Below are 24,947 nucleotides of genomic sequence, written 5' to 3'. Positions count from 1 at the left end.
GAATAGAGGTATGAGTAAAGGTATCAATAGAGGAATTGAGAAGTGATTTTTTTGTGAAAATTTACTGGAATAGAAGCTGGAATTTGGTCGAAGCGGTGACGAGGCTCGCGCTTGATTCGACGTTTTTTGACGCGGTAGGAAACCACGAATCTTGGTTGCACGTTGTGGTCAAAGACCAATTGGAGGGGCGCTTCGGACGGCTGAATGAGCGCGAAGACATGAAGCCTGTGGCAGAGGTTTTGCCCAAAATATGTAGTCTTTTGATGACTCAGATGGCTGCTGTTGGCCTCGATAAAGAAGCGAACCTACCGCCTGTCGTTTGGATTCGGCTGATGCGCGAGGGGGGTATAAAGCCAGTCGATCAAGCGCTTCGGCAATTTGACGGTTGGCAGGCGAGGATCAAAGAGGATGGAAAGGCCATTCTCTATTTGCGCTTGAATGAAATAACGGCAAAGTATGTAGGGCCGAGCCGAGAGCGTGAAGGCTTGGGTCTCGTGCGAGGGTTCAGCATCGAAGAACTGCTTGCGGAGGAAAAGCAACAACAGCCTTATTGGCCGTACAGCCATGAATGGAAGTGCGCGTATCGGCGATTAAAGAGGGCTGGTAAGCAATCCCCGGCCAAAATGCTCACCCGCATCACCGATGTCAGTACTCAAGTTCAATTGGAAAATTTTAAGCCCAGGGCATCGCCAAGAAAACGCTGTAAGCGAAGCCTCCAAACACTGGTGCGCGCATGTGGATCACGCTTGGTTGCTGCATTGGAAGATTGCCTTACCTCAGAGTTGGCTGCGAAGAAAAGTGCGATTCAGGCGGGGGGGCGAAATCGGAGGAAATACGACAGTCAACTATCCCTCGACGAGCTAGTGAGGGTATTGAAGAAGAAATACGGCTCGAAACTGACTTACGCCGACAGCACCCTCAAAAGTGCGTTGCCGCGCTTTGTATCTTGCCCGCGTGGCAGGCCCGGTGGTTTGGCATGAAATTACAAATTCTTGTAGTGGCGCATTGATCCGAGGTCAGGTTGCCGGCCTCCATGTACCTGCCTTGAATGCGTCAAGATCAGACATCAGCCAGAACGCGCCTTTGCCTCGCTGAATGGCTTGCGGAAACTGGCCCTCAGCTTTCTTCCGGTACAGGTTGGACTCTGACTCGCCGAGGTAATGTGCGGCAAACGCCATGCGGACGGCTGGGTCGATGGAGCTGGCCCGTTGTGCATTCACGCGCTGAAACTCTCTATTCAATCGCGCAAGTTTGGCTTCTTTTTTTACATCACCGAGAGGTTGGTGCGAGTCTTTGGATTGAGGCGGTAGCTGTGCCGTTGAGGGGGCTTCGTGCTTGGACAGCGGCTTGTTCTGGACGTCGAGCATCTGGGATGGGCGTTGAACAAACGTGTGAACCCTTTTTATCTCAACGCCTTGAACGGGTTTCACTGTCTTTTCAACGATACCTATGATGCGAAAGATTTCGCCCGTCAGGGAGCGGGCAAGGAAACTCTTGTCCTGCGGGCCGCGTTCAAAGCCAGGACTGGTGTTTACTTTCACGAGAAGCGTTTTGGCCTTCTCCGCGATTGGGCTGACGCGCGCGTAAACAGCACCTCTAACGAGCAAGGTTTGGCCGCTTCTTTGCAGTCTGATAAGGCCAGACTCATTCAGTCCTGTGTAGTCGTATACCCGCGCCTTTGATGGAACGGGGATGGCCGCAGGTTTATCTAGGGATTGAATGCTCATATGCGGTTTATACAGTCAATTTCTAGGGAGGAAAACGATCAGTGTGGGTTCTGAAGTGCATAACGCTCTAAATTGGTCCCAGTTGCTCCTAGCCAATCGCAGAATCAAATGTGGATTGAGATGTGAGTAGGAAACAAAAAAGCCACCTTGCGGTGGCTTTTTGTACTTATAAATCAATGACTTATAGATTTTTTATGGCGGAAGCGGTGAGATTCGAACTCACGGATGTCGCAAAACATCGCCGGTTTTCAAGACCGGTGCATTCAACCGCTCTGCCACGCTTCCAAGCCAATCATTCTAACTGCCTCGCGAAGGTCTTGTGCTTGTGGGATGTGCAAATTCTTTGACCCCGGCCCTGCATCACGGCTCGGAAGGCGAATCCGGGGCGGGCCAACGCCGGCGGGCTTTGGTGGCTTGTTGCGCAGCGCGGCGAAGGGCGCTGTAGCGGCGCAGGGCTTCTTCCATATCAGACAGGCGGGTGCCGCCCACGGCGCCGGCGGCCAGCAGGCTGGCTTTCAGGGTTTCGTAAGCGGTTTCCATTTCGCTGGCGGCGGCGTCCAGGGCCGCTGTTTCTGGGTCATAAGCTTGTGGGTCGCACAGGGCCAGCAAGGCTTCGGTCTGGACCAAGAACGCGGCATGGGCGGTCTGTGCGAGCCTTTCTTTGGGCGCGATATGGCCCAGTGGTGCGGCGGCTTTGGCTTGTTCTGCGGTGGTTTCGTGGTAACGCAGCACCCTGAGTACCTGCGCCAAACGCTCGCTGGCGCGCTGGGGCATGGCCGAGCGGTTCATGCGCTCCACAAAGGTGGCAATAGCGGCGTCCAGTTGGGTGACGATGGCATGGTCGCGCGCCAGATCGATCTGACTTGCGCCGTGGAGCGCCGCGCTCACCATGCGAATGGCCACGTGGCCGACGCGGGCCACCTCGCGTACCAGGGCCTCGACGGCCAGGGCCGGCACGGGCAGTACGTTGTCGTCCAGATGCTGAACCTGCGCTTCGTCGTCTTCGCGCCGTTTGAAACGGGCCTGAAGCCAGCGTGTCAGGTGGCTGGCCAATGGCCACATCAGCAGCACGCCCAGAATGTTGAAGATCGAGTGGAACAGCGCCAGTTTGGCAGCCGGGTCATGGGGGAGCCCCAATGCTTCGCTGCCCGCGCCCAATGCACCAATTAGCCAAGGTAGCAGTGCCAGCGCCACCAATGCTGTGATCAGGTTGAACATCACCTGTGCCGCCGCTGCCCGGCGTGCATTGGGGGTGGCACCAATGGCGGCCAGCATAGCGGTCACCGTGGTGCCAATATTGGCCCCGATGACCACGGCTGCGGCCCCCTGGGTTGTGAGTAGGCCACCTTGCGCGGCGGTGAGTGCAATGGCCATGGAGGCGCTGGAGGACTGCATCAGCACCGTCATTAACGCCCCGATTGCGACTTGGGCCAGCACAGCCAGTGGGCCCTCACCTTGCGGCAGTTCAATTTGCCCCGCCAGCCCGGTGAACGATGACTGGAGCATGGCAATGCCCAGAAACAACAGTCCAAAACCGGCCAGGGCGGTACCAATAGCGCCGCGGCGCTGGCCCTCCCCGGTGAGGCGAAGCATGACGCCCACACCAATCAGAGGCAAGGCCAGTGCTTCAATCTTGAATTTCAGCCCAATCAGCGCAATGATCCAGCCCGTCATCGTGGTGCCCACGTTGGCGCCGAATAGCACCCATAACGCGGGACCCAGTGACAGCAGGCCGGCATTGACAAAACCAATGGCCGCCACGGTGACGGCACTGGACGACTGCACCAACGCCGTCACCATCACGCCTGAGCCCAGGGCATGCCAACGGGTACGTGTGGCGCCGGCCAGGATGCGCTCGAGGGCCGGGCCGGCGGCCAACTTCAGGCCGTCGGTCATCATCGACATGCCGAGCAGGAACAGGCCCAAGCCGCCTACCAGATTGGTGGAAAGCGCCCACAAGCTCATCGCGGGTTCCTCGGCAGGAAGTGGGGCGAGGCAAAGGGCGGCAGGGTCAGCATGAGATCAAGGAGGGGGCGTGTGGGTTTGAATGCAACAATTACAGCACGGAGCGTCGGCGCCGCAAGACAGGGGTCGTGCGTGACGGCGCAGGAGCCCAATGTGAATTCACAACCCAAACATCAACTGCCTTCGGTCGCCCTTTATTGGGATTTTGAGAACTTGCACGCCAGTCTGTCCGAGGCCCGTCTGGGTGAAGGCAGCTACGGCAAACCGGATGGCCGCTTCAAGCTGCAGGAACCTGTGGTTGACGTGGCGGCAGTGGTGGAGTTTGCGTTGGCCTTGGGGCCACTGGCCATCAACCGGGCCTATTGCAACTGGCAGTTTTTTGGTCGCTACCGCGATGCACTGCTGCAAGGCGCAGTGGAACTGGTGCAACTCTTTCCTCCGGGCGCCGCGGCCAAGAACGGGGCCGACATACGGCTCTGTCTGGACGCCATGCAGGACATTGAGCGCTTTGAGCACGTTGGTTCGGTGGTGATTGTGGGCGGCGACAGTGATTTCATGCCAGTGGCGCAAAAGGTCAAGGCGGCAGGGCGTCGACTGATTGGCATTGGTGACCGCAAATCGACCAACCGGCATTGGGCCAAAAGCTGCGATGAGTTCATTTACTACGACCGTCTGGTGGACCCGATGGCAATGCCAGCCGAGCCCGATCATTCCCCTGCGGCCCTGGTGCCCCGCGCCATTCGGCTGTTGGCTCGAAACACCGGCGAGCCTTGGGTGGCGCGTGCGGCGGTGTGGCAGATGGTTCAGCGCATGGACGCTACGCTGGACCTGCAGGAGCAGGGTTTTGACAGCTTTTCGGACCTTCTGACCCGCCTCAACGCGTCGGTAGAGCAGGGAGCTGGCGCGTGGGAAAACCACTTGCGTCTGCGCCAGCCCTAAGTGAGCGTGCACAAGCTGCGAAAATCACCCCATGGAATCGTCTGAAACACCCCCCGCATCCCCTTCCAAGCCGCCCACTCAGGCGCACAACCCGCTGCACGGCCTGACGCTGGAGGCCATCGTCACGGCCTTGGCCGACTTTTACGGCTGGGACGAGTTGGGCCAGCGCATTCCCGTGCGCTGCTTTGTGCTGGACCCCAGCGTCAAGTCCAGCCTCAAGTTTTTGCGCAAAACCCCTTGGGCGCGCGAAAAAGTCGAAGGCCTCTACCTGTTTATGTTGCGAGAACAGCGGCGAGGTGACCAGTCTCGTTAACCGGTGATATTTACAAGTCTTTTCGCTCTCTACCCACAGTCAGGTATGCAGGCGTAGCTATTGATGTAATAGCAATTACCAGTACTTATTGCTGCAACGCAGCATATTTGACGGCGCAAATTGGGGATAACCCCATACTGAACTGAACCCGTCTGGCGTCTTCTGCGCCGAAAAGGAGTTCAGATGACTGACAGTTCTCTGCGTGCCGGCCAAGCGCTGGCCCCGTCCCCGTCCGTTACCAATGTGTTCAGGCGCTTGCGCCGCTCGCCCTTGCGTCGTCTGAATCTCGCCTTGCAGGGCGGCGCACGGTGCCTTCACCTGGGGTGTGCTGGATGCCTTGCTGGATCAGCCTGATCTTTCCGTTGAAGGTTTGAGTGGCAGTAGCGCGGGCGCCATGAACGCCGTGGTGTTTGCTGACGGCTGGATGAAGGGCGGCGCCCAAGGCGCACGTGAGGGCTTGACCCGGTTCTGGACCGACGTGGGGCAGCAAATGCCCTGGGGCTTGATGACCCAAGGCGAGGGCCACACCATCAGCCTGTCGCCGGCCAGCAAGCTGATGGCGAACTGGGCTGGGTATTTTCACCCTCACAACTCAATCCGCTGGAACTCAACCCCTTGCGTGATCTGCTCAATCGGCAAGTGGACTTTGCGGGCTTGCGGTCCCACAGTCCGTTCAAACTGTTTGTGGGCACCACCCAGGCCAACACCGGCAAGCTGCGCCTGTTTCGGGAGTCTGAGTTGACGGTGGAAGTTTTGCTGGCTTCGGCCTGCCTGCCCCGCATTCACCACGCGGTGTAAATTGATGGCGAGGCCTACTGGGACGGTGGTTACTTGGCCAACCCGGCCGTCTTTCCATTGTTTTATCAATGCGACTCGCGCGACGTGCTGCTGGTGTTGCTCAACCCGCTGGAGCACTCCAGTACGCCTCGCAGCATGGAAGACATTGAAACGCGTATTGGAGAGCTGTCCTTCAGCGCCAACTTCATGCGGGAGATGCGCATGTTTGCACGTGCTGCCGATTTCGCCGGGCCCAGCTGGTTTACACGGGGTCGACTTGAGCGTCGTCTACTGGCCATGCGTTTTCACATGATTGACTCCCACCAGGTCGAAAGCCTTCAGCGCTCAGAAACCAAGCTGATTGCCTACGCGCCGTTCTTGGAGTTGCTGCGCGCTCAAGGGCGAGAGCGAGGAGCGCAGTGGGTCAATGCCCACTGGGACAACGTGGGCCGCCGGCCCACGGTCGATGTCAAGCGCCTGTTTGGTTAAGCGCCTGGACGTTGGCTTAGCTGGTCTGACGACGGCGCACCGCCACCAGCGCGATCACAGCCAATCCAAAGAGCGCGAGCGAGCCCGGCTCAGGCACTCCCAACACCACCAATGCGGACCGCGCGAAGAGTGAGTGAACCAGGGCAGAGGGATGGAGTTCATCTGAAAATGCGGACTGCGCGCAGCTGGCGCCCTCCGAGCCCAAAAAGCCTGCGCAAGGCTTATTCGTATTGGTGACGCCATACAAGGAGGGGTTCAAGCGCACGTCAGTCGCAATGCCTGCCATGTCTAGCAAGTTCATATGCACACCCAGCGAGCTTCCGTACCCCATCAATGAGCCAAAAAAGCTATTGAATGCAGCGGAGGCGTCAGAGGATTCGGCCTGCAATCCCAGCCTGATGGCTTCCGGGGTGAAACCGAGGTCGGGCAGGTTGGCGATCAGCATGTTTTTCACACCCTTATTTGCCAGATAGGTAACCGTGGTCGCCAAGTTGTTGAACGCCGAGGCCGCTGCAGTCATTCGCGTGAGGGAATCACCCCCAATTACCGAGCGGGCATCGCGCATATCGTTGCCACCGCCAACCACCACATACAGTGCATTGGGGTCAGCAGGACCAGTGTGAGTGGCACCCCAAATTCCTAACGCTTGCGCCAGAACGCCAGGGGGAGAAAGGTCGACACCTGTCCGCGCACCCGCGTAGGCGTAGTTGTTCCCGCCTAATAGATAAGGCGTGGCGGCTCCGGGCAGGCCCAATCCAGAAGCGAGCCCTTCCACCCAAACGGGTCCATCGGAATATCGTCCGCCGCTATAGGGGCCATTGGCAAGCTCTGGGTAAAAGCCGCTTGATGCAAGCGACAGGTTGCCCGTGTCCGACAAGCTGTCACCAAAGACAATCATGCTGCTGTAGGGCCCAGCCATGGCGCCCAACGGCACGCTTAGAACGAGGGGAAGAAGGAGGGCACGCAAAAATTTAAATGTCATGTTGTCTCTCGGGTCGTTGTTTGTTGTTGATGTGGTGCCACTGACGGACCGGTTAGTGGCACCACAACCGCGAAATGCAATTTTCGAGCCATAAAAAAAATCCTATAACAATCAAGAACTTGCGATGGACCAAGCAACATAAATAGGAAAACTGCCGGTAAGTTGTAAATAAATTCGACACTTGTTTCAAAGTGTTTTCTCCCGTTCTACGTGATGTCGCAGGGCGATGGACCTGTGGTTCAAACCGGTTGAAGGAGGGTGTTTCCGCCTCCCCCGACTATGATTCCCGCTCACATACAGAGAGGTGACACATATTCATGATCGGGTTCCTCGTGCTGTCAGGCGTCGTCGTCATTTGGGGCGTGGCCATTTACAACCGGCTGGTGGCCTTGCGCAACCGCATTGCCAATGCGTTCGGGCAGATTGATGTGCAACTCAAACGACGATATGACCTGGTGCCCAACCTGGTGGAGGTGGCGCGGGCTTAGTTAAAGCATGAGTCCGCCACGCTGGAGGCGGTGATTCAGGCGCGCGGTCAGGCTCAGTCTGCCGCCGTCTCGGCGCGCGCGAAACCCGGCGACGCGGCCAGTATTGGCGCACTGTCGGTGGCTGAAGGCGTGTTGGGCGGCAGTCTGGGACGCTTGATGATGGTGGCTGAAAACTATCCTGACTTGAAAGCCGACGCCACCATGCAGTCGCTTTCCGAAGAACTCACCAGCACCGAAAACCGCCTCGGCTTTGCGCGCCAGGCCTTCAATGACCAGGTGCTGGATTTCAACAACGCGGTGCAGGCCTTCCCTGATTTGATCGTGGCTTGGTTGACTGGTTTTGCGCCGGCAGCCGTGCTGGAGGCCACCCGCAGTGATGAAGAGCGCGCCGCGCCTAAAGTGAGTTTCTGATCGGCTTGGCCGGAACCTGACCCCGATCCATGCGTTTTTTCGACCATCAGGATGCCGCCCGCAGTGAGACGCGGCGTCTGCTGCTGGCGTTCTCGCTGGCGGTGCTGTTGCTGGTTATGGCCGTGCATGGCGCGCTGGTGGTCGCGTGGTGGTTGATGGCGGCCTTTTTGACCTGGGCGCTGCACTGGACGCCCGGGTTTCCCATTGGCTTTCTGGCGGTGAACGTGGGCGTGACCTTGTTGCTGGTGTTGGGCGGCTGGTGGGTGGAGACCTCGCAGTTGCGTGCTGGCGGCGTGAAACTGGCCAAGCGCATTGGCGCCCGCGAGGCGCGGCCCTCGGTGTCATTTGCCGAGCAGCGCTTTTGCAATGTGCTGGATGAACTGTGCATTGCCGGCACCGTGGCCCGCCCGGCCCCCATGGTGGTGACCCGTACCGACGCCATCAACGCCTTTGCGGCGGGCTGGGACGAATCCGACGCCGTGATTGCTGTCACCCAAGGCGCGCTGGACCTGCTGAACCGCGAAGAGTTACAGGGCATGGTGGCCCATGAATTGAGCCACTTGCGTGAGGGTGACACCCGCTTGAAGATGCAGCTCGCCGGCATGGTCTATGGGCTGGAACTGGTGTACAACTTTGGCGACACGGTGCGTGAGCGCGGTGGACTGGGGGTGTTGTTTGGCTCGGCCATCATGGTCGCGGGGTTTGCGGGCTGGGTCGCCGGGCGGGTGCTGAAGGCGGCCGTGTCCCGCCAGCGCGAATACCTGGCTGACGCCCGCGCCGTGCAGTGGACCCGCAGCCGCGACGGCTTGGGCGGGGTATTGCGCAAGGTCATGACCCAGCGCCGCGATGCAGACGCCGCCCCGCACCGCTTCATGGGCATTGCGCACCCGTCTGTGCAGCACATGCTGTTGGTGGACGTGCCGGATGAGCGTGCGTTGGCCCACTGGATGGACAGCCACCCGACGCTGGAACAGCGGGTGAAGCGCCTGTACGGCCGGCGCATGAGTCCTTTACCTTTGACGCCAGATGAGGCCGCCAATCAGCCCGACAAACCTGATGAGATTCGCCCGGTTCGGCAGGCCACCGAAGGCCCGTTCACGCTAGTCTGATCCGGGTTGGGCGGGTAGACGCTGCTCCATTCAAACCAGCCGCCGTCAAACACGGCAATCTGCTCCCAGCCCATCACCCAAGCATAGAAGAACGCCAAAGAGGCGCGCCACCCGGTGCCGCAGGAAAACACGGTGGGCCGGTGGCTCTCAATGCCATGTTCGCGCCACATCGCGGTGATCTCATGGGCCGCCTTCATCGTGCCGTCGCTCTTCAGAAAGTCGCTCATGCTGTTCACATCGCCGTCCACACCGGCGCGGCCCCAGCGGGCGCCGGGAATGTCGCCGGGGCTGGCAATGTAGGGGTAGCCCGAAGTCTGGCCGCTGAACTCGGCCCAGGTGCGAATGCTGACCAGCGTGGCGGTGCTGTCTTGGGACAGGGATTTGGCTTTTGCCAGATCAACCAGCCACTGTGGGTTCGCCGAGCAGGCTCGGCCAAAGTGGGGTGCACGCAGGTAGTGATGGGCATCGCCGCTGGCCACGGGTAAGCCTGCGCGCAACCAGGCCGTGAGGCCGCCATCCAGTAGTCGCACGTCTTGCACACCAGCCACCATCATCAAATGCGCGGCGCGTGCCGCAGCAGGGCCGGGGCGGCCGTACAGCACCACCGTGATGTCCTGCGCAATGCCGCAGGCCAGCAGGTAGTTCACCAACAGGGTGTCGTCGACCTTGTTCCAGAAGGGAATCGTCTCCAGGCATTCGGTGTCCAGGTAGCCCGCGCCGGGAATGTGACTGGCTTGAAACGCAGTGGGTGCACCGCAACCCACCTCAAACAAGCGCCAGTGAGAGACGGGCGGCGCGGGAACCGCCTGGCGCTGCTGCAAGCGAGCCAGCCAGATTGGAGTGACCAGATACTGCCCACGGGGCAAGTCGTCGCGAAAAAAGTCAGGGGAATTCAAGGCAGGTTGGGGCGCGAAAGAGAGGTGATCATTTTAAGGTCGCCCCTCTGCTTGGTTGGAGTTTTCGAAGCCTTTTAGGCCTCTAGCGCCCGTCGATCCTGCGGAAGTTGCTATCAATTTTAAAGTAAATAAAATACCCCCACCGAGGCCATCATCCGATGGGCCGCAGTCCTTCTGTCGTGGCGGTTGACGGTCAGCGTGGGGGGGGCAAAGGGTCACCCAGCATGCGCCGCCACAACCAGGGCAGACCCCGCGCCAGATCGATCCGCGCGCTTTGCTGCACCGGTCGCTCCAAAATCTGCAAGGGGCTGTGCCGCTCGGCCACGACGAAGCGGAAGGCGTAAGCCGGCTCTTGACCCATGCGCAGATCGCTAATGAGCAACTGCGTACCGGCCTGCTCCAACTTGTAGAAGCCATGGCTGAAGGCGGCGATGCGACGCACACTGTCCAGGTTCTGCAGTTCGCCCGCCAGCGACTGGCCCCGGTCGAAGGGATCAAAATGCACGGTCGGCTCGGCATCCAACAAGGAATAGAAGCCTTCGTGGTAATGCGCCCCGGACATCGCCACGACACGCCACAACAAGGTGTTAAGCGGGGCCGGCGTGACCAGCAACTGCTCGGCCACAATGCCTTGGCGCGCCAGCGACTCGCGTGCAATGCGCTCGACATGCTGCTGTGCCACCACGCCCCAGGCCAGGTAGGCGGTGCTCAGCAACAGACCCAGAGCGTTGGCATGCAGGCCCCCCGCACGACCGCGTGCCGCCAGTGCCCAACCCGCTCCCACAAGCAGCGGCAGCGTGTACAAGGGGTCGATGATGAATATACTGCCCACGCCAAAGGGATGTTCGGAGAACGGCAACGCGAGCTGCGTGCCATACACCGTCATCGTGTCGAGCAGCGGGTGGGTCACCAGCGCCAGCCACAGGGCCAACCACCAGCGCTGCCAGATGGCCCACTGCCCATGCAGGCGCGCCACGAGCGCGGCCAATGGCAGCGAAAACAGCGTCAGCCAGAACAGCGAATGGGTCTCGGCGCGGTGTAGCACCATATTGCGCACCGGGTCGCCATGGTCAATGAAGACGTCGAGGTCGGGCAAGGTGCCGGCCACTGCACCCCATAGCGCCGCCTTCCAGATCGCGGTGCGCCGGCCCATCGTCGCGACGCCGACCGCAGCGCCAAGCGCAAGTTGTGAGAGTGAATCCATGTCTCAATTGTCCCGTCCTTCCAATTTCCTGAGGTTGCTTCAGGCTTTTGTCGCGCCGGCCCCACGGGGAGGGCGGTCGCTATGGCTCGAATAGCGGGGTTGACCGGGCAGCGCTTGACCCTGCGGCGATCCCGCTGGGATACTGGCTACAGAAACCATCGGACGCTTGGCTTCAGCAACAGATCATCGGCCCCACTGTGCCGTGCAAAGGCTTGATAGGCACATGAGTGAATCCCGCGAAGATGGCACCGCGCCGACGCTTGGTGCGCGCATAGAAACCACCCAGATCGCCATGGGCCTGCGCCGGCCCCAGGGGCAAATGGCGACCTGGCTGGTGCTGATCGGTCTGACCTGGTCGGCCTTTCAGCTGTGGATCGCCTCGCCCTTGCCGGAAATGCTCGGGCTGTTCATGAACCAGGCCCGCATCCGGTCGCTGCATCTGGGCTTCGCCGTGCTGCTGGCGTTCCTGGCCTATCCGGCCTCCAGTCGCGCCTCTGAGGATCGCGTCCCGCTACTGGATCTTGTGCTGGCGGTGCTGGCCGCCTTCAGTGCGGGTTTTCTGGCACTGTTCTATACCTCCGTCAGCGCCCACACAGGCGCTGCGACGGTGTTCGAAATCGGCTCGGCAGGGCTTGGCATGTTGTTGCTGCTCGAAGCCACTCGCCGGGTGCTCGGTCTGCCGATGGTCGGGCTGGCACTGGTCCTGCTGGCCTATGTCTTTTTGGGCGAACACATGCCGGACCTGATTGCGCACAAGGGCGCCTCCTTCGGCAAGGCCATGAGCCACCTGTGGCTGAGCACCGAAGGGGTGTCCGGCGTGGCGCTTGGGGTCTCGGCGGGTCTGATCTTCCTTTTTGTTCTGTTCGGCGCCTTGCTTGAGACCGCAGGCGCCGGTAGCTATTTCATCCGCTGTGCCGTGGCCCTGCTTGGACACTTGCGCGGCGGCCCGGCCAAGGCGGCGGTGGTGGCGTTGGCCGTCACCGGCATGATCTCCGGCTCGTCCATCACCAACGTGGTGACCACCGGCCGCTGACCATTCCGCTGATCAAGCGCGTCGGCTACCCGGCCGAGAAGGCCGCCGCCATCGAGGTCGCGGCCTCCGTCAACGGCCAGGTGATGCCGCCAGTCATGGGGGCGGCGGCGTTCCTGATGGTGGAGTATGTCGGCGTGTCCTACATTGAGGTGCTCAAGCATGCGCTGATCTCGGCCATGGTTTCTTACCTCGGCCTGCTTTACATCGTGCACCTGGAGGCGGTCAAGGCGGATATGCGCGGTCTGCCACGGCGCCACATTCCCCGCTGGCAGCAGTCGGTCAGCAATTTCTCGCTGGGCTTTGTCGGCATCGCCTCGGTGCTGGCGCTGGTGTCCATTCTGGCTGCGGTGACGCACTTGCTCGTGCCACGGCAGTCGTTCGCCGTCATGGCCGCTCTTTTGCTGCTCGCCTACCTGCTTCTGCTGCGCGCCAGCGCCCCCTTTGCCGACGTGCTGGACACGGCCGACGTAGCCATTGCCCGCATACCGGAGATTGGGCCGACCCTGCGGTCGGGCCTGTATTTCGTGCTGCCGGTCGGCGCCTTGATTTGGAACCTGGTGATCGAACAACTCTCGCCGATACGTGCCGCCTTCTGGGCTACCTTGTTCCTGGCTTTTATTGTGCTCACCCAGCGCCCGCTGCGCGCCTGGTTTCGCGGCGAGCCGAACAAGGTTGCATCGGCCTGGCAGGGTGCGCAGGATCTGGTCGACGGACTGGTCGCCGGGGCGCGCAACATGGTCACGGTCGCCATCGCCACCGCAACCGCCGGCATCATCGTGGGCACCATCACGCTGACCGGCATCGGGCTGGTGATGACCGACCTGGTCACCGCCTTGTCCGGTGGCAACATCGTGGCCATGCTCTCGCTGGTGGCCCTGATCTGCCTGGTGTTGGGAACGGGTCTGCCCACCACGGCCAGCTACATCGTGGTGTCGTCGCTGATGGCGCCGGTGATTGTTGGCATCGGCGCCCAAAACGGCTTGCTCGTGCCCTTGATCGCGGCCCATCTGTTCGTGTTCTATTTCGGATTGATGGCCGACATCACGCCACCGATTGGCCTCGCCTCTTATGCGGCCGCCAGCATCGCGCACGCCAATCCGTTTCGCACTGGACTGGTTGCGTTTCGCTACTCGATGCGTATGGTCCTGTTGCCCTTCATGTTCGTGCTGAACCCGCAACTACTGTTGATCGGCGTCAGTGGGATCGGGCACACCCTGCTCACGCTGGCCAGTGCGACGCTGGCGGGCTTTGCCTTCATCTCGGTCAATCAAGCGTGGCTGATCGTGCGTAGCACCACCCTCGAACGCCTGGTGATGTTGCTGTCAGTGTTCATGCTGTTTTACCCGGGACTGTTCATGGACCCCTTGTGCGCTCCGTACCGAAAACTGCAGGGTGACGCGGTTGTGGCCGCCATCGCGCAGGCGCCAGACGGCGCGCAGATGCACGTGTTTCTGCGCGGCATCACCCTGGAGGGCCGCTCAGTCAAGCTGGGCGTGGTGTTGCCGCTGGGCCCACAAGCGGCGGACGCCACGCAGCGCCTGCTCGACAGCGGCGTGCACATGGAACGCACTGATACAGGCTTCACTGTCAGCGAGGTCAACTTCGGCAGTCGCGCTGCGAAACAGGGTGTTGAAGCGGGTTTTCAGATTGAGGCGGTCGAAGTGCCCAGTGACAACCCGGCCAGGGAATGGATGTTCTTGCCGGCATTGGCGCTGATCGGCTGGGTTGTGCTGCGCCAGCGAAAGCGCCGCGACGCCGCGATGCCGGCGTGACCCCCTAGGGGCCGCGGGGCAGGTCGCCGCGGCCAAAACCCTTGAGAACCTAAAAGTCATCCAAAGGGCCGCCTCGCCCGGGTTTGAAAACTTTTAGGTCTTTTGGGGCGCTAGCCCCCGCTGCACATGCGGAAGCAGCTATTGTTTTTGAAGCGTTTGTGTAGCTTTTAAGGTTGTTCCAACGCGCCGCGCCGAATCTGGTCGCGCTCCAGAGACTCGAACAGCGCCTTGAAGTTGCCTTCGCCAAAGCCATCATCGCCGGCGCGCTGGATGAACTCGAAGAAGACGGGGCCGAGCTGGGTTTCGGAGAAGATTTGCAGCAGCAGGCGCGGTGTGCCGCCTTCGGTGCTGCCATCCATCAGAATGCCGCGAGTTTGCAACTGGGGCACGGGCTGGCCGTGGCCGGGCAGGCGACCTTCCAACATCTCGTAATAGCTCTCGTTGGGCGCGCTCATCAGCGGTACGCCGGCCAGCGCCAGTTTGTCCACGGTCTCGATCAGGTTGTCACAGATCAAGGCGATGTGCTGAATGCCCTCGCCGTTGAACTTCATCAAATACTCTTCGATCTGCCCGCCGCCCTGGCGTGATTCCTCGTTCAGCGGGATGCGAATCTTGCCGTCGGGCGCGGTGAGCGCCTTGGAGGTCAGGCCGGTGTACTCGCCCTGGATGTCAAAGAAACGGATTTCGCGGAAGTTGAACAAACGCTCGTAGAAGTTGGCCCAGAACGCCATGCGCCCGCGGTACACGTTGTGCGTCAGGTGGTCGATGAGTTTCAGGCCATGGCCCACAGGGTGGCGGTCCACCCCCTCAATGAAGTCAAAGTCAATGTCGTAAATCGACTTGCCGTCTTCAAAGCGGTCAATCAGGTACAGCGGTGCGCCGCCAATGCCTTTGATGGCAGGCAGGTTCAGCTCCATGGGGCCGGTTTTGATCTCGATGGGTTGTGCGCCCAATTCCAAAGCGCGCTTGTAAGCGTGTTGGGAATCCTTGACGCGAAACGCCATGCCACAGGCCGAGGGGCCGTGTTCGGCTGAAAAGTAACCCGCCACGCTTTTGGGTTCGCGGTTGACGATGAAGTTGATGTCGCCCTGGCGGTACAGCACCACGTCTTTGGAGCGGTGCTTGGCCACCAAGGTGAAGCCCATGCGCTCAAAAACGGGTTCCAGCACGCCAGCGGTGGGCGAGGCGAACTCGACGAATTCAAAGCCCATCAGGCCCATCGGGTTTTCAAATAAATCAGCCATGGTGTGTCCTCGTTCTTGATGTGTGTCAATGCAGTAAACCCAATCATCCTGCAAGTCGTGCGCAGTTTTATTGCTAAATCAATGCCAATTACGCCGAATAACGCAGTTAAGACGCGACTGCACGAACTTCCCGGCCTGGAGGTCAGTCGCCGGGTGGTAGAGCACAATTTATGATCTTTTATAGCTATTCCCCTTGTGGTGTATTCGGGAGTAGCTACTAAATAAATAGCACTTGGTGCGTCAAACAAGCGCCAGATGTATATTGACCCCATGAACACCAAAAGCCTTCACCACCGCGTTGATCTCGTTCGTATCGCCACCCAGGCCATGACCGAGCGTGGCCTGGAACCTGACTTTTCTGCGGGGGTGGAACGCCAGTTGGCCGGCATCACCGGGCCCAGCGATGAGGCCGGTTCGCACATTCGGGACCTCACCCAATTGCTCTGGTGCTCGATTGACAACGACGACTCCCGCGACCTGGACCAGCTCACCGTGTGCGAAGTCTTGGACAAAGGCGCGGTACGCCTGTGGGTGGCGATTGCTGATGTGGACGCGATGGTCAAAAAAGGCACACCCATTGACGACCACGCGTTGATCAACACCACCTCGGTCTATACCTCGGCCGTCATTTTCCCCATGTTGCCCGAGCGCCTGTCCACCGACCTGACCTCGCTCAACTTCGGTGTGGACCGACTGGCGATGGTCACCGAGATGGTGTTCAATGCCGATGCCTCGCTGGCCGGCTCCACGGTGTACCGCGCCAAAGTCCACAACAAGGCGCAGTTGGCCTACGACGCCGTCAGCGCCTGGATTGATGGGCAGGGTGACTTGCCCGAAGCGGCCAAGGTCGTTGCGGGCATGGAAGCCCAGTTGCGCACCCAGGACGCGCTGGCCCAGCAAATGCGTGCCCGCCGCCGACAAGAAGGCGCGCTGGAATTTGAATCCGTTCAGCCCCGCGCCGTCTTTGATGGTGACAAGGTGGTGGACTTGGTCCAGCAAGTGCAAAACCGCGCCCGCCAGTTGATTGAAGAGGTGATGATTGCCACCAACGGCTGCACCGCCCGCTACCTGGCAGCGCAAGGCGGTGTCTCGCTGCGCCGGGTGGTTCGCTCCCCTGAGCGCTGGTTGCGCATAGTGTCGGTGGCACGAGAGCTGGGCGAGACCCTGCCGCACCAGCCGGACTCCAAGGCCTTGGAAGATTTTTTGGCCAAACGCCGGCGCATTGACCCCGAGCGCTTTCCTGACCTGTCGCTGGTCATTGTTAAATTGATGGGGTCGGGCGAATACGTGGTCGAGTCCGCTGGTCAATTGCCCGTGGGCCATTTTGGCCTGGCCGTGCAGGACTACACCCACTCCACCGCGCCCAATCGGCGCTTCCCCGACCTGATCACTTCGCGCCTGCTGAAGGCTGCGTTGGCGGATGAGGCGTCGCCTTACACCCCCACCGAACTGGGCGTGCTGGCCACCCACTGCACCCACCAGGAAGACGCCGCCCGCAAGGTGGAGCGGCGCCTGCGCAAGTCTGAAGCCGCGCTGCTGCTGCAATCGCACATTGGTCAGCGCTTTGATGGAATCGTCACCGGCACCGCGGCCGAAGGCGTCTGGATTCGTGTGTTCTCGCCGCCCGCCGAAGGCATGCTGATGGGTGGGCGGGGCGAATTAAAAGTGGGGGCCAAAGTGCGCGTCAAGCTGGAGTCCACGGATGTGGAGCACGGCTTTATCGACTTCTCACCGGCTGATTAAGGCTTTTTCGCGCCATGGCCACCCATTGCCCTGGCGCGGATGGCGGCTCATAATCATTTTTGGCCGACCGCAGCTTGACGCGAATGCCACGCGTCCTTTCAGACCGCTTGATGCGGTCCCGGTCTCCCTCCTATGACTTCAGGAGAAACCAATGACCAACGATCCCTTTGCCGAATTAAAACAGCGTCAGCGTGAAATGTGGGCCTCGTTCGGGCCGACGGCGCTGTTCACCACCCCGGTGGCCGGGCATATGGTCCGCTTTGCCAACATCGCGCCAGGTGAGTCTGTATTGGATGTGGGTACCGGCACCGGTGTGCTGGCCATCACGGCCGCGCGCCGGGGGGGGAGAGTCACCGGGCTCGACCTCACCCCGGCGTTGATCGAGGAAGCACGGGAAAACGCCGCCATCGCACGATTGCCGGAGATCGTCTGGGACCAAGGGGATGTCGAAGCGCTGCCCTACGCCGATGCGTCGTTCGATGTGGTGCTCAGTCAGTTTGGCCACATGTTTGCCCCGCGCCCTGAAGTGGCCATGGCTGAGATGCGGCGCGTACTGAAACCGGGTGGTCGTGTGGCCTTTGCCACCTGGCCGCCCGAGCATTTCGTTGGACGTTTGCTGGCGTTTGTGGGCAGCAAGATGCCGCCACCACCGCCGGGCGCGGCACCACCGGGGCCGTGGGGCAACCCGGCGTTTGTGTCTGAGCGGCTCAGTCGAGGCTTCGAGGCCCCGTTTTTCGAGCGCGGCGTGATGCGGTTTTCCGCGCTCAGCATTCCGCACTTCCGGGTGTTCATGGAGCGTTCCGTCGGCCCGCTGCAAAAGGTGGTCGAACATTTAGCCAGCGACCCCCAGAAACTGGCGCAGTTCCACGCCGACTTTGAAGCGCTGGCCGCGCCCTATCACTTTGACAACGTGATTCACCAGGATTACCTGCTGACGGTGGCGAAGGCCATTTGACCTTTTGCCGCAGGGAGCCGGGCCTTGCCGGGTTCAGGACTTGCGTGAGCCGGCCACCACCAGTACCAAGCCAGCGGCTGCGGCTGCGAGCCCCATCCAGAGCGGGACGTTAACGCGCTCCTTTTCGATCACCTCCAGGTGCAGCGGACCGATGTCAGCCGCATGAGTGGCCTTGGTGTAGCTAAAGCCGCCATAGGCGGCGCCCAGCACGCCCAGCATGATCAAGATGACGCCAACGAGTTTGATGCTGTTCACGGTGTGCCCCAGTTACAGTGTTTTGTTGCCGCTGATTAGGCGCACCAGGAACAGGACCACCGCCACCACCAACAGAATGTGAATAAATCCGCCAATGGTGTACGAGGACACCATGCCTAGGAGCCACAAAATGATGAGCACGATTGCGAGCGTTTGAAGCATGAGAACACCTCTTTGGTAAGTGTTGTTGTAGAGAGTGGCAGTGTGCGACGCGGCGTCTGTTCCGTCGGTGCGCCACCGCACAGACGCTCTGATATCTGGCTCTTAGCATTCACACATGGGTCAACAAACGTCCCATGTGTTTCGTTAATTTCTTTTTCAAATCAAAGGACACATATCGTGAACAAAAATCAAGCCCAGGGCATGGCCAAAGACCTGCTCGGCAAAGTGCAAGAAACCGCCGGAAAAATCATTGGCAACCCGTCGCAGGAAATCAAGGGCGTGGAAAAGCAGATCGCCAGCCAAGCCGAAGAAAAATTGGGCGATGCCAAGGAAATGGTGAAATCGGCCCGTGATGCGGTCAAAGAGGCTGGTAAATCACTGTAATCCTGTTCCCCATCAAAGAAGGGCTGGGTGCCATATGGCACCCAGCCCTTCTTTGATGGGGACGGCTCAGTTACTTCTTCGGCTTGGTGACCTCATGGCCAACCACGCCGCCCACCGCAGCGCCTGCTGCGGTGCCCAGCACGCCGCCACCGAGTAGGGCACCCGCTGCGCCGCCAACTGCAGCACCCGTGGCCGTGCCTTTTTCCTGTTGGGTCATGCCAGCGCATGCGCCCAGAACCGACACCAGCGCCAACGCTGGAACGTAGGCGAACATCCTGTTATTGAATTTCATTATAAATATCTCCGAATAGTGGGGCCAACAACAAACCGTGCAGTGCGGTGACGCCCTGTCACGGATGAAAGTTCATTGTGATGACAAGTCACAAAAAGTTCGGTGCGCTGGCACACAGAACCGGCTGGTATTTTTGTTGCTATCAAAAGGTGATCTAACTGCGCTTGTTGAGTCTGCGCTGGAGGAAACTTTGTCATGTAAAGAACGCTGCGTGCGCCACCGCACAGACGCGGCATGTTTCGCTGGCCTAAAGTGCACGGGCCATAGCAGCCAGGGCCACTTGTCCACGACGTTTCCGATTGCACACCCAATAGGCGTGTACGTGGCGACGCACACGCTCCACCCGAAAGCCACCACTCCTTGAAAACAACCCGTAAAACAATTCTTTGGTTGGGCTCGCTCGTGCTGCTGTTGCTCGTTGGGGTGGCCGTCACCGTCTGGTCGTTCCGACAGATTGAGAGCGCCGCTGAGCACCGCAAAGATTCCCGCGTCGTCATTTCCGCGATGCAAGACCTGATCGCATCGCTGCTGAATGCCGAAACCAGCGAGCGCCGCTATGCACAGACGGGTGACGACACCTACCTGAATCGGTATCTGGCGGTGCGCGACACCCTGCTGCCCAGCTCTCATACCTTGCGCGCGCTGAGCACTGACCGCCCGGTGCAGTCGCACGTCGACACCATCGAACCCCTGCTGCGGGCCAAACTGGCGGAGATGGAAACGCGCATCACCTTGCGTCGCAGTCCGGCGGGTGAGACTGCCCTGCTGAAGACCGATAGTGACGCTGACCCCGGCCTGACCGCCTCGATTCGCCAGGAAGCCCGCGCAGTGGTCAGGGTGGAGAACGATCTCCAGTCGCAGCAAGACATGCAGTTTGATGGCAGGATTCGTTGGCTGTTTCTCCTCATTGTTGGCCTCTCTGCCATGGCCTTGGTGTTGGTCCTTTGGTTCGCCTATGCCAGTATTCGTGCGACGAAAAAAAGACTCGAAAGCCGGGCCGAAGGTGAAACCCAGCACTTGCTTGCGGCTCAAACACTCACAAATTTGCGTTTGCTGGAGGCCAACCGGATTCTGCAAAACAGTGAGCAAAAACTGGCCATCACACTGAGCTCCATTGGCGACGGCGTGATTGCCACCGATGCGGCAGCTTGCGTGACACTGTTGAACCGTGTGGCCGAGGACTTGACCGGCTGGACCCATGCCCAGGCGTTGGGGCGGCCCATCGACGAGGTTTTTTGTATCGTTAACAGGGAGACTCGCAAGGTGGCGAACCTCCCGGTGGCCAATGCCCTGGCGCATGGCACGGTGCAGGGGCTGGCTAGCCACACGGTGTTGATTGCCCGTGATGGGCGCGAGTTCGATATTGCCGACAGTTGCGCACCGATTCGCGATGCGGACACGCAGGTGGTGGGAGCCGTTCTGGTGTTTCGCAATGTGACGGACGAATATGCGGCACAGCAAACAGTGCGCGACAGCGCTGCGCGGGTGCAGACCGTTCTCAACACGGTGAGCGACGGTATCGTGACGCTGCATGCAGACGGCGGGATCATGGAGTCTGCCAATCCGGCCATTGAACACCTGTTTGGCTACAGCGCCGCCGAGCTCAATGGCAAGGGTTTTGGCTTGCTGATACCCGAGTTGGACCAGGAACAACACAATGTCTCACTTGAGCACTACGGCGTGAGTGATGAGGCGAGAACGGTTGGACTGGGTCGCGAGGTGGTGGGCGTTCGAAAAGACGGAAGTCGCTTTCCACTGGAGATTACGGTCAGCGAAATGGTGCTGGGCGCAGAACGTTACTTCACCGGTATCTTGCGCGACATCAGTGCCAGGAAACAAGCCGAAGAAGCACTGCGCAAGGCTGGCGCCTTGCAAAACGCCATTTTCAATAGCGCCAACTTCTCCAGCATCGCAACCGATGCCAAAGGCGTGATCCAGATTTTCAACGTGGGCGCCGAGCGCATGTTGGGCTACGCCGCACTCGATGTGATGGACAAGGTCACACCAGCGGAAATTTCTGACCCCCAGGAGATCATCGCCCGCGCCCAGGCGCTCAGCGCCGAGCTGGGCACCGAGATCGCCCCGGGCTTCGAGGCGCTGGTGTTCAAGGCCGCCCGCGCGATGGAAGATATTTACGAGCTGACCTACATCCGCAAGGACGGCAGCCGTTTCCCGGCCATGGTGTCGGTCACGGCGCTGCGCGGCGACGACCACACCATCATTGGCTACTTGCACATTGGCACCGACAACACCGCCCGCAAGGTGGTTGAGGCCGAGCGTGCCAGGCTGGATCGGGCCCTGCAAGTCAAGAATACGGAACTGGAGGCCGCCCGAACCGCTGCCGACAAAGCCAACCAGGCCAAGTCAGACTTTTTGTCCAGCATGAGCCATGAACTGCGCTCGCCCCTCAATGCCATTTTGGGCTTTGGGCAACTGATTGAGTCCGACCTGCCTGCCCCCACCCTGGCCCAGTCCGCCAGCATTGAGCAAATTCTCAAGGCGGGGTGGTACCTGTTGGAGTTGATCAATGAAATTCTGGATCTGGCGCTGATCGAGTCGGGCCGGCTCTTAATGTCGATGGAGCCCGTTTCACTGCCCGAAGTGCTTCAAGATTGCCAGAGCATGATTGAGCCGCAGGCCAATAACCGCGGGATTCAGATGCGGTTTCCGACCTTCAGCAACCCCTGTTTTGTGGATGCCGACAGCACCCGCGTCAAGCAGGTTCTCGTCAATCTGTTGAGCAACGCCATCAAGTACAACCGCACCGACGGTGCCGTGGATGTGACTTGGCGTATCACCGATCAGGACCGCCTGCACATCAGCGTGCGGGACACAGGGGAGGGTTTATCCGAGCAAAAGTTGTCGCAACTGTTTCAACCATTCAACCGCTTGGGCCAGGAAGACAGTGGCGAAGAGGGCACCGGCATCGGCCTGGTGGTGAGCAAGCGACTGGTGGAGCTGATGGGTGGCACCATCGGCGCTGTGAGTACCGTGGGGGTGGGCAGTGAGTTCTGGTTTGAGCTCAACTTGGCCGCACCTCATTCACTGGTGCTGGACGCCGAGCCGGTCTCTTTGACCCCCATTGCGCTGGGTGGGGACGGTGTGGCCCGGCGAACCTTGTTGTATGTGGAAGACAACAAGGCCAATATGGAGTTGGTCGCGCAACTCATCGCCCGCCGCTCCGACATGCGCCTGCTTGGGGCTGAAGATGGTCTGCGCGGCATGGCACTGGCCCGCGCTCACCTGCCAGATGTGATTTTGATGGACATCAATTTGCCCGGGATCACCGGGTTGCAGGCCTTGGGGCTGTTGCGCGAGGACCCGGCTACCTGCCATATTCCGGTGTTGGCGCTGAGCGCCAATGCGATGCCGCACGACATCGAACGGGGCATGGACGCCGGGTTTTACCGCTACCTGACCAAGCCCATCAAGATCGCTGAGTTCATGCTGGCGCTGGACGAGTGTTTGGCGCTGGCGGCAGACACTTTGGAGTAATCGATTCGACAACCCATTGGCAGATCAGAGCACGCGAACACCCAGACCGCGTCGATGCGCCCTACCTAAAGATACAAGAGGTGATTCCGATGATTGATGCAAGTGAGATATTAAGCGCCAGGATTTTGATCGTGGACGATCAAGAGGCCAACGTGCAGCTCTTGTTGCAGTTGCTGCAAGGCGCCGGGTACACCGGTGTCACCTCGACCATGAAGCCGGAAGAGGTCTGTGACTTGCACCGCCAAAACAACTATGACCTGATCTTGCTCGACCTGCAGATGCCGGTGATGGATGGTTTTCAGGTGATGGAGGGGCTAAAAAACAGCACCACCGATGCTTACCTTCCGGTGATTGTTCTCACGGCACAGCCGGGCCATAAGCTGCGCGCTTTGCAGGCCGGCGCCAAGGACTTTGTCAGCAAACCGTTCGACCTGGTCGAGGTCAAAACGCGCATTCACAACATGCTGGAAGTGCGCCTGTTGTACAAACGATTGGCTGATTTCAACAAAATTCTGGAACAAACCGTGCTGGAGCGCACGGCGGAACTGCGAGAGAGCGAGGCCCGCTACCGCAGCCTGACCGAACTGGCTTCCGACTGGTATTGGGAGCAGGACGAAAACGGCGTGTTTACCAAAGTGTCGGGCCCGGTGCTGGAGATGTTGGGTTTCCAGGCGGAGGGCGCAGTGGCGTCGGCGGATGCCTGGGACGAGACAGAACGCGAGGCCTTGCGTACCACCATCGCCGCGCGGGAACCGTTTTTAGACTTTGCCTTTCATCGGGTCAATGCCGATAGCACCCGGAAGAAGTTCAAGGTCAGTGGCGAGCCCATGTTCAGCGCGAATGGCCGGTTTCTGGGTTACCGCGGCATTGGCGTCGAAGTGCTGGATGCAACTTGAAGCAGGAATTCACGGTATGACCACCCCGCAACTTCACACGCCCCGCCAAAATCATTTGCTGGCGGCACTGCCTGACGCAGACTTCGCCACCTTTTCCAATGAACTGGAACTGGTTCCCATGCCGCTGGGCCACATGCTGTACGAACCCGGTACCCAGTTGCGACACGTCTATTTCCCCACCACGTCCATCGTCTCGCTGCACTACGTCACCGCAACAGGCGCATCGGCCGAAACGGCGGGCGTAGGCAACGAGGGGGTCGTGGGCGTTTCCCTGTTCATGGGCGGGGACACCACACCCAGCTCGGCCGTGGTCCAAACGGCAGGCCATGCCTACCGGCTTGACCGCCATCTGTTGCAGACGGAATTCAACCGGGCAGGTGCGCTACAGCGTTTGTTGTTGCGCTACACCCAGGCCCTGATGACGCAAATGAGCCAATCGGCCGTGTGCAATCGCTACCACTCAGTCGAGCAGCAACTGTGTGGGTGGTTGTTGTTGACCATGGACCGAATGCCAGCACGCGAACTGGTCATGACGCAGGAATTGGTGGCCAGCATGTTAGGGGTACGCCGCGAAAGTGTGACCGAAGCGGCGGGTAGCTTGCAGACGGCGGGCTATATACGCTACCGCCGAGGCCACATTGCCGTACTGGACAGAGCGGGACTAGCGACGCATGCCTGCGAATGCTACGGTGTGGTCAAGAAGGAATTGGGGCGACTGTTGACCGATGTGCAACAGGGCCCGCACTACTGAGTCGGCTGCTTTCGAGTTGACAGCGGCCCGACGGGCATCGGAGCGATGACCCGACGAGCGCTTGGCCATGACCTCGCCGTGCTGGTCAAAAGAGCCTCAAAAACTCACATGAACTTTGAGGCTCTATGGATCAGGGACGAACGGTGACTTCGTTCCGAACCGAAACGACGCCTTTGACGCCACGTGCAATGGTCTCCGCTGTGGCACGCTCTTCAGCGTTCTTGGCAAAGCCGGACAGTATGACGGTGCCATTCAGGGTTTCGACTTTGATTGACAACGCATCCACCTGTTTGTTTTCGATGAAGCGCGACTTGATCAGTGTGGTGATGCCGGTGTCATCGACATAGGCCCCCACGGTTTCCTGGCCGCGTTGAACGGCACAGCCCGTCGCTGTGACCATGACGACGGCGGTAATAACAATGGCAAGTGTGCGACGAATGAACATAGAAATCTCCAGTAGAAAAATGAATGGAACTGACCTGTGGACTATAAAAAAAGGCGCTGTGCCAGTCGGTGCGCTGACGCACATAGCGGATTGAAAGTCGCAGGTTTCGATTGCGTCATAGCCACCCTCTCGCAGAATGGGCTTCCTTGGCAGCAACGTTTTTTGGCCCCCCGCAGCAGATTCATGACGTACGAGTTGCGCTTTCGCCCCATCCGTCATA

General features: G+C 59.9%; 25 protein-coding genes, 1 tRNA gene and 1 pseudogene. 16 read left to right on the top strand and 11 right to left on the bottom strand.

Annotation, left to right across the window (positions count from 1 at the left end; translation table 11 throughout):
• Window positions 1–53: 53 nt before the first annotated feature.
• Window positions 54–980: a hypothetical protein gene (locus J8G15_RS10290; RefSeq protein WP_210547371.1), complete on the top strand. Its 927-nt coding sequence runs from the start codon at window positions 54–56 to the stop codon at window positions 978–980.
• A gap of 36 nt (window positions 981–1,016) precedes the next feature.
• Here the strand turns inward: J8G15_RS10290 and J8G15_RS10285 are convergent, their stop codons facing one another.
• The 3 genes from J8G15_RS10285 to J8G15_RS10275 all read right to left on the bottom strand — a co-directional run bounded on the left by J8G15_RS10285 (window position 1,017) and on the right by J8G15_RS10275 (window position 3,692).
• Window positions 1,017–1,727 (bottom strand): AlpA family transcriptional regulator, encoded by a 711-nt coding sequence (locus J8G15_RS10285; RefSeq protein WP_210547370.1) that lies wholly within the window; start codon window positions 1,725–1,727, stop codon window positions 1,017–1,019.
• 195 nt (window positions 1,728–1,922) lie between these two features.
• Window positions 1,923–2,012: transfer RNA gene (locus tag J8G15_RS10280), tRNA-Ser, on the bottom strand.
• 75 nt (window positions 2,013–2,087) lie between these two features.
• Complete coding sequence (locus J8G15_RS10275) at window positions 2,088–3,692, bottom strand: Na/Pi cotransporter family protein (protein WP_210547369.1); 1,605 nt, start codon at window positions 3,690–3,692, stop codon at window positions 2,088–2,090.
• A gap of 153 nt (window positions 3,693–3,845) precedes the next feature.
• On the opposite strand from J8G15_RS10275, the gene J8G15_RS10270 reads away from it, so the two are divergent.
• From J8G15_RS10270 to J8G15_RS21555, 5 genes are all read left to right on the top strand, one after another.
• Complete coding sequence (locus tag J8G15_RS10270; protein WP_240538518.1) at window positions 3,846–4,631, top strand: NYN domain-containing protein; 786 nt, start codon at window positions 3,846–3,848, stop codon at window positions 4,629–4,631.
• 31 nt (window positions 4,632–4,662) lie between these two features.
• Window positions 4,663–4,944: a VF530 family DNA-binding protein gene (locus J8G15_RS10265; protein ID WP_210547367.1), complete on the top strand. Its 282-nt coding sequence runs from the start codon at window positions 4,663–4,665 to the stop codon at window positions 4,942–4,944.
• A gap of 183 nt (window positions 4,945–5,127) precedes the next feature.
• Window positions 5,128–5,298, top strand: a complete 171-nt coding sequence (locus J8G15_RS21565) for a hypothetical protein (protein WP_240538517.1) — start codon at window positions 5,128–5,130, stop codon at window positions 5,296–5,298.
• Between the two features lie 261 nt (window positions 5,299–5,559).
• Window positions 5,560–5,742: a hypothetical protein gene (locus J8G15_RS21560; RefSeq protein WP_240538516.1), complete on the top strand. Its 183-nt coding sequence runs from the start codon at window positions 5,560–5,562 to the stop codon at window positions 5,740–5,742.
• Window positions 5,743–5,799: 57 nt separating this feature from the next.
• Complete coding sequence (locus J8G15_RS21555; protein ID WP_240538515.1) at window positions 5,800–6,210, top strand: hypothetical protein; 411 nt, start codon at window positions 5,800–5,802, stop codon at window positions 6,208–6,210.
• A 16-nt stretch (window positions 6,211–6,226) separates the two neighbouring features.
• Here J8G15_RS21555 and J8G15_RS10255 read toward each other — a convergent pair whose 3' ends face one another.
• Window positions 6,227–7,192 carry an SGNH/GDSL hydrolase family protein gene (locus J8G15_RS10255; RefSeq protein WP_210547539.1) on the bottom strand — a complete coding sequence of 322 codons (966 nt, stop codon included), beginning with the start codon at window positions 7,190–7,192 and terminating at the stop codon, window positions 6,227–6,229.
• Between the two features lie 317 nt (window positions 7,193–7,509).
• Here J8G15_RS10255 and J8G15_RS10250 point away from each other — a divergent pair.
• Together J8G15_RS10250 and J8G15_RS10245 are read left to right on the top strand one after the other, a co-directional pair.
• Window positions 7,510–8,091 (top strand): annotated as a pseudogene (locus tag J8G15_RS10250) (LemA family protein).
• 29 nt (window positions 8,092–8,120) lie between these two features.
• The gene (locus tag J8G15_RS10245; protein ID WP_210547366.1) at window positions 8,121–9,200 is read left to right on the top strand and encodes a M48 family metalloprotease; all 1,080 of its coding nucleotides are present in this window, start codon (window positions 8,121–8,123) and stop codon (window positions 9,198–9,200) included.
• Here J8G15_RS10245 and J8G15_RS10240 read toward each other — a convergent pair.
• Together J8G15_RS10240 and J8G15_RS10235 are read right to left on the bottom strand one after the other, a co-directional pair.
• Window positions 9,131–10,096, bottom strand: a complete 966-nt coding sequence (locus J8G15_RS10240; protein WP_210547365.1) for a sulfurtransferase — start codon at window positions 10,094–10,096, stop codon at window positions 9,131–9,133. The two genes, J8G15_RS10245 and J8G15_RS10240, sit on opposite strands and share 70 nt — an antisense overlap.
• A 193-nt stretch (window positions 10,097–10,289) precedes the next feature.
• On the bottom strand, window positions 10,290–11,300 hold the full coding sequence (locus J8G15_RS10235; protein ID WP_210547364.1) for a metal-dependent hydrolase: 1,011 nt from the start codon (window positions 11,298–11,300) through the stop codon (window positions 10,290–10,292).
• Window positions 11,301–11,523: 223 nt separating this feature from the next.
• Here J8G15_RS10235 and J8G15_RS21870 point away from each other — a divergent pair, with 223 nt between their 5' ends.
• Together J8G15_RS21870 and J8G15_RS10225 are read left to right on the top strand one after the other, a co-directional pair.
• Window positions 11,524–12,333 carry a TRAP transporter large permease subunit gene (locus J8G15_RS21870; RefSeq protein WP_210547363.1) on the top strand — a complete coding sequence of 270 codons (810 nt, stop codon included), beginning with the start codon at window positions 11,524–11,526 and terminating at the stop codon, window positions 12,331–12,333.
• On the top strand, window positions 12,330–14,105 hold the full coding sequence (locus tag J8G15_RS10225) for a TRAP transporter permease (RefSeq protein WP_370627546.1): 1,776 nt from the start codon (window positions 12,330–12,332) through the stop codon (window positions 14,103–14,105). Before J8G15_RS21870 ends, J8G15_RS10225 begins: the two co-directional genes overlap by 4 nt.
• A gap of 167 nt (window positions 14,106–14,272) precedes the next feature.
• On the opposite strand, the gene hppD is transcribed toward J8G15_RS10225, so the two are convergent.
• Window positions 14,273–15,349, bottom strand: coding sequence for a 4-hydroxyphenylpyruvate dioxygenase (gene hppD / locus J8G15_RS10220; protein WP_210547361.1), 1,077 nt, complete (start codon window positions 15,347–15,349; stop codon window positions 14,273–14,275).
• Between the two features lie 270 nt (window positions 15,350–15,619).
• On the opposite strand from hppD, the gene J8G15_RS10215 reads away from it, so the two are divergent.
• Together J8G15_RS10215 and J8G15_RS10210 are read left to right on the top strand one after the other, a co-directional pair.
• A complete protein-coding gene (locus J8G15_RS10215) occupies window positions 15,620–17,092 on the top strand; it encodes an RNB domain-containing ribonuclease (protein ID WP_210547360.1) in 1,473 nt (490 codons plus the stop codon).
• A 151-nt stretch (window positions 17,093–17,243) separates the two neighbouring features.
• A complete protein-coding gene (locus J8G15_RS10210; protein ID WP_210547359.1) occupies window positions 17,244–18,047 on the top strand; it encodes a class I SAM-dependent methyltransferase in 804 nt (267 codons plus the stop codon).
• 33 nt (window positions 18,048–18,080) lie between these two features.
• Here the strand turns inward: J8G15_RS10210 and J8G15_RS10205 are convergent, their stop codons facing one another.
• Both J8G15_RS10205 and J8G15_RS10200 read right to left on the bottom strand, forming a co-directional pair.
• A complete protein-coding gene (locus J8G15_RS10205) occupies window positions 18,081–18,302 on the bottom strand; it encodes a hypothetical protein (RefSeq protein ID WP_210547358.1) in 222 nt (73 codons plus the stop codon).
• Between the two features lie 12 nt (window positions 18,303–18,314).
• Window positions 18,315–18,464: a lmo0937 family membrane protein gene (locus J8G15_RS10200; RefSeq protein WP_210547357.1), complete on the bottom strand. Its 150-nt coding sequence runs from the start codon at window positions 18,462–18,464 to the stop codon at window positions 18,315–18,317.
• A gap of 177 nt (window positions 18,465–18,641) precedes the next feature.
• Here J8G15_RS10200 and J8G15_RS10195 point away from each other — a divergent pair, with 177 nt between their 5' ends.
• Window positions 18,642–18,848 (top strand): CsbD family protein, encoded by a 207-nt coding sequence (locus J8G15_RS10195; protein WP_210547356.1) that lies wholly within the window; start codon window positions 18,642–18,644, stop codon window positions 18,846–18,848.
• Window positions 18,849–18,918: 70 nt separating this feature from the next.
• Here the strand turns inward: J8G15_RS10195 and J8G15_RS10190 are convergent, their stop codons facing one another.
• The gene (locus tag J8G15_RS10190; RefSeq protein ID WP_210547355.1) at window positions 18,919–19,140 is read right to left on the bottom strand and encodes a glycine zipper 2TM domain-containing protein; all 222 of its coding nucleotides are present in this window, start codon (window positions 19,138–19,140) and stop codon (window positions 18,919–18,921) included.
• Window positions 19,141–19,500: 360 nt separating this feature from the next.
• On the opposite strand from J8G15_RS10190, the gene J8G15_RS22115 reads away from it, so the two are divergent.
• The 3 genes from J8G15_RS22115 to J8G15_RS10175 all read left to right on the top strand — a co-directional run bounded on the left by J8G15_RS22115 (window position 19,501) and on the right by J8G15_RS10175 (window position 24,282).
• Entirely contained in the window at window positions 19,501–22,635 is a 3,135-nt protein-coding gene (locus J8G15_RS22115; RefSeq protein WP_210547354.1) for a PAS domain S-box protein, read from the top strand.
• An 89-nt stretch (window positions 22,636–22,724) separates the two neighbouring features.
• On the top strand, window positions 22,725–23,531 hold the full coding sequence (locus J8G15_RS10180; protein WP_210547353.1) for a response regulator: 807 nt from the start codon (window positions 22,725–22,727) through the stop codon (window positions 23,529–23,531).
• Between the two features lie 16 nt (window positions 23,532–23,547).
• Window positions 23,548–24,282, top strand: coding sequence for a Crp/Fnr family transcriptional regulator (locus J8G15_RS10175; protein WP_210547352.1), 735 nt, complete (start codon window positions 23,548–23,550; stop codon window positions 24,280–24,282).
• A 130-nt stretch (window positions 24,283–24,412) separates the two neighbouring features.
• Here the strand turns inward: J8G15_RS10175 and J8G15_RS10170 are convergent, their stop codons facing one another.
• Window positions 24,413–24,727, bottom strand: coding sequence for a BON domain-containing protein (locus J8G15_RS10170; RefSeq protein WP_210547351.1), 315 nt, complete (start codon window positions 24,725–24,727; stop codon window positions 24,413–24,415).
• Window positions 24,728–24,947: the final 220 nt, after the last annotated feature.

Origin of the sequence: Rhodoferax sp. PAMC 29310 (assembly GCF_017948265.1) — a bacterium.
Classification (GTDB): Bacteria; Pseudomonadota; Gammaproteobacteria; order Burkholderiales; family Burkholderiaceae_C; genus Rhodoferax.
This window is presented reverse-complemented; position numbering and strand designations above follow the sequence as displayed.

Coding starts and splice junctions, on each gene's coding strand:
- J8G15_RS10210 (WP_210547359.1), top strand. CDS start 17,244: ATGACCAACGATCCCTTTGCCGAATTAAAACAGCGTCAGCGTGAAATG.
- J8G15_RS10175 (WP_210547352.1), top strand. CDS start 23,548: ATGACCACCCCGCAACTTCACACGCCCCGCCAAAATCATTTGCTGGCG.
- J8G15_RS10265 (WP_210547367.1), top strand. CDS start 4,663: ATGGAATCGTCTGAAACACCCCCCGCATCCCCTTCCAAGCCGCCCACT.
- J8G15_RS10200 (WP_210547357.1), bottom strand. CDS start 18,464: ATGCTTCAAACGCTCGCAATCGTGCTCATCATTTTGTGGCTCCTAGGC.
- J8G15_RS10255 (WP_210547539.1), bottom strand. CDS start 7,192: ATGACATTTAAATTTTTGCGTGCCCTCCTTCTTCCCCTCGTTCTAAGC.
- J8G15_RS21870 (WP_210547363.1), top strand. CDS start 11,524: ATGAGTGAATCCCGCGAAGATGGCACCGCGCCGACGCTTGGTGCGCGC.
- J8G15_RS10245 (WP_210547366.1), top strand. CDS start 8,121: ATGCGTTTTTTCGACCATCAGGATGCCGCCCGCAGTGAGACGCGGCGT.
- J8G15_RS10285 (WP_210547370.1), bottom strand. CDS start 1,727: ATGAGCATTCAATCCCTAGATAAACCTGCGGCCATCCCCGTTCCATCA.
- J8G15_RS10275 (WP_210547369.1), bottom strand. CDS start 3,692: ATGAGCTTGTGGGCGCTTTCCACCAATCTGGTAGGCGGCTTGGGCCTG.
- J8G15_RS10190 (WP_210547355.1), bottom strand. CDS start 19,140: ATGAAATTCAATAACAGGATGTTCGCCTACGTTCCAGCGTTGGCGCTG.
- J8G15_RS10170 (WP_210547351.1), bottom strand. CDS start 24,727: ATGTTCATTCGTCGCACACTTGCCATTGTTATTACCGCCGTCGTCATG.
- hppD (WP_210547361.1), bottom strand. CDS start 15,349: ATGGCTGATTTATTTGAAAACCCGATGGGCCTGATGGGCTTTGAATTC.
- J8G15_RS10215 (WP_210547360.1), top strand. CDS start 15,620: ATGAACACCAAAAGCCTTCACCACCGCGTTGATCTCGTTCGTATCGCC.
- J8G15_RS10180 (WP_210547353.1), top strand. CDS start 22,725: ATGATTGATGCAAGTGAGATATTAAGCGCCAGGATTTTGATCGTGGAC.
- J8G15_RS21565 (WP_240538517.1), top strand. CDS start 5,128: ATGACTGACAGTTCTCTGCGTGCCGGCCAAGCGCTGGCCCCGTCCCCG.
- J8G15_RS10235 (WP_210547364.1), bottom strand. CDS start 11,300: ATGGATTCACTCTCACAACTTGCGCTTGGCGCTGCGGTCGGCGTCGCG.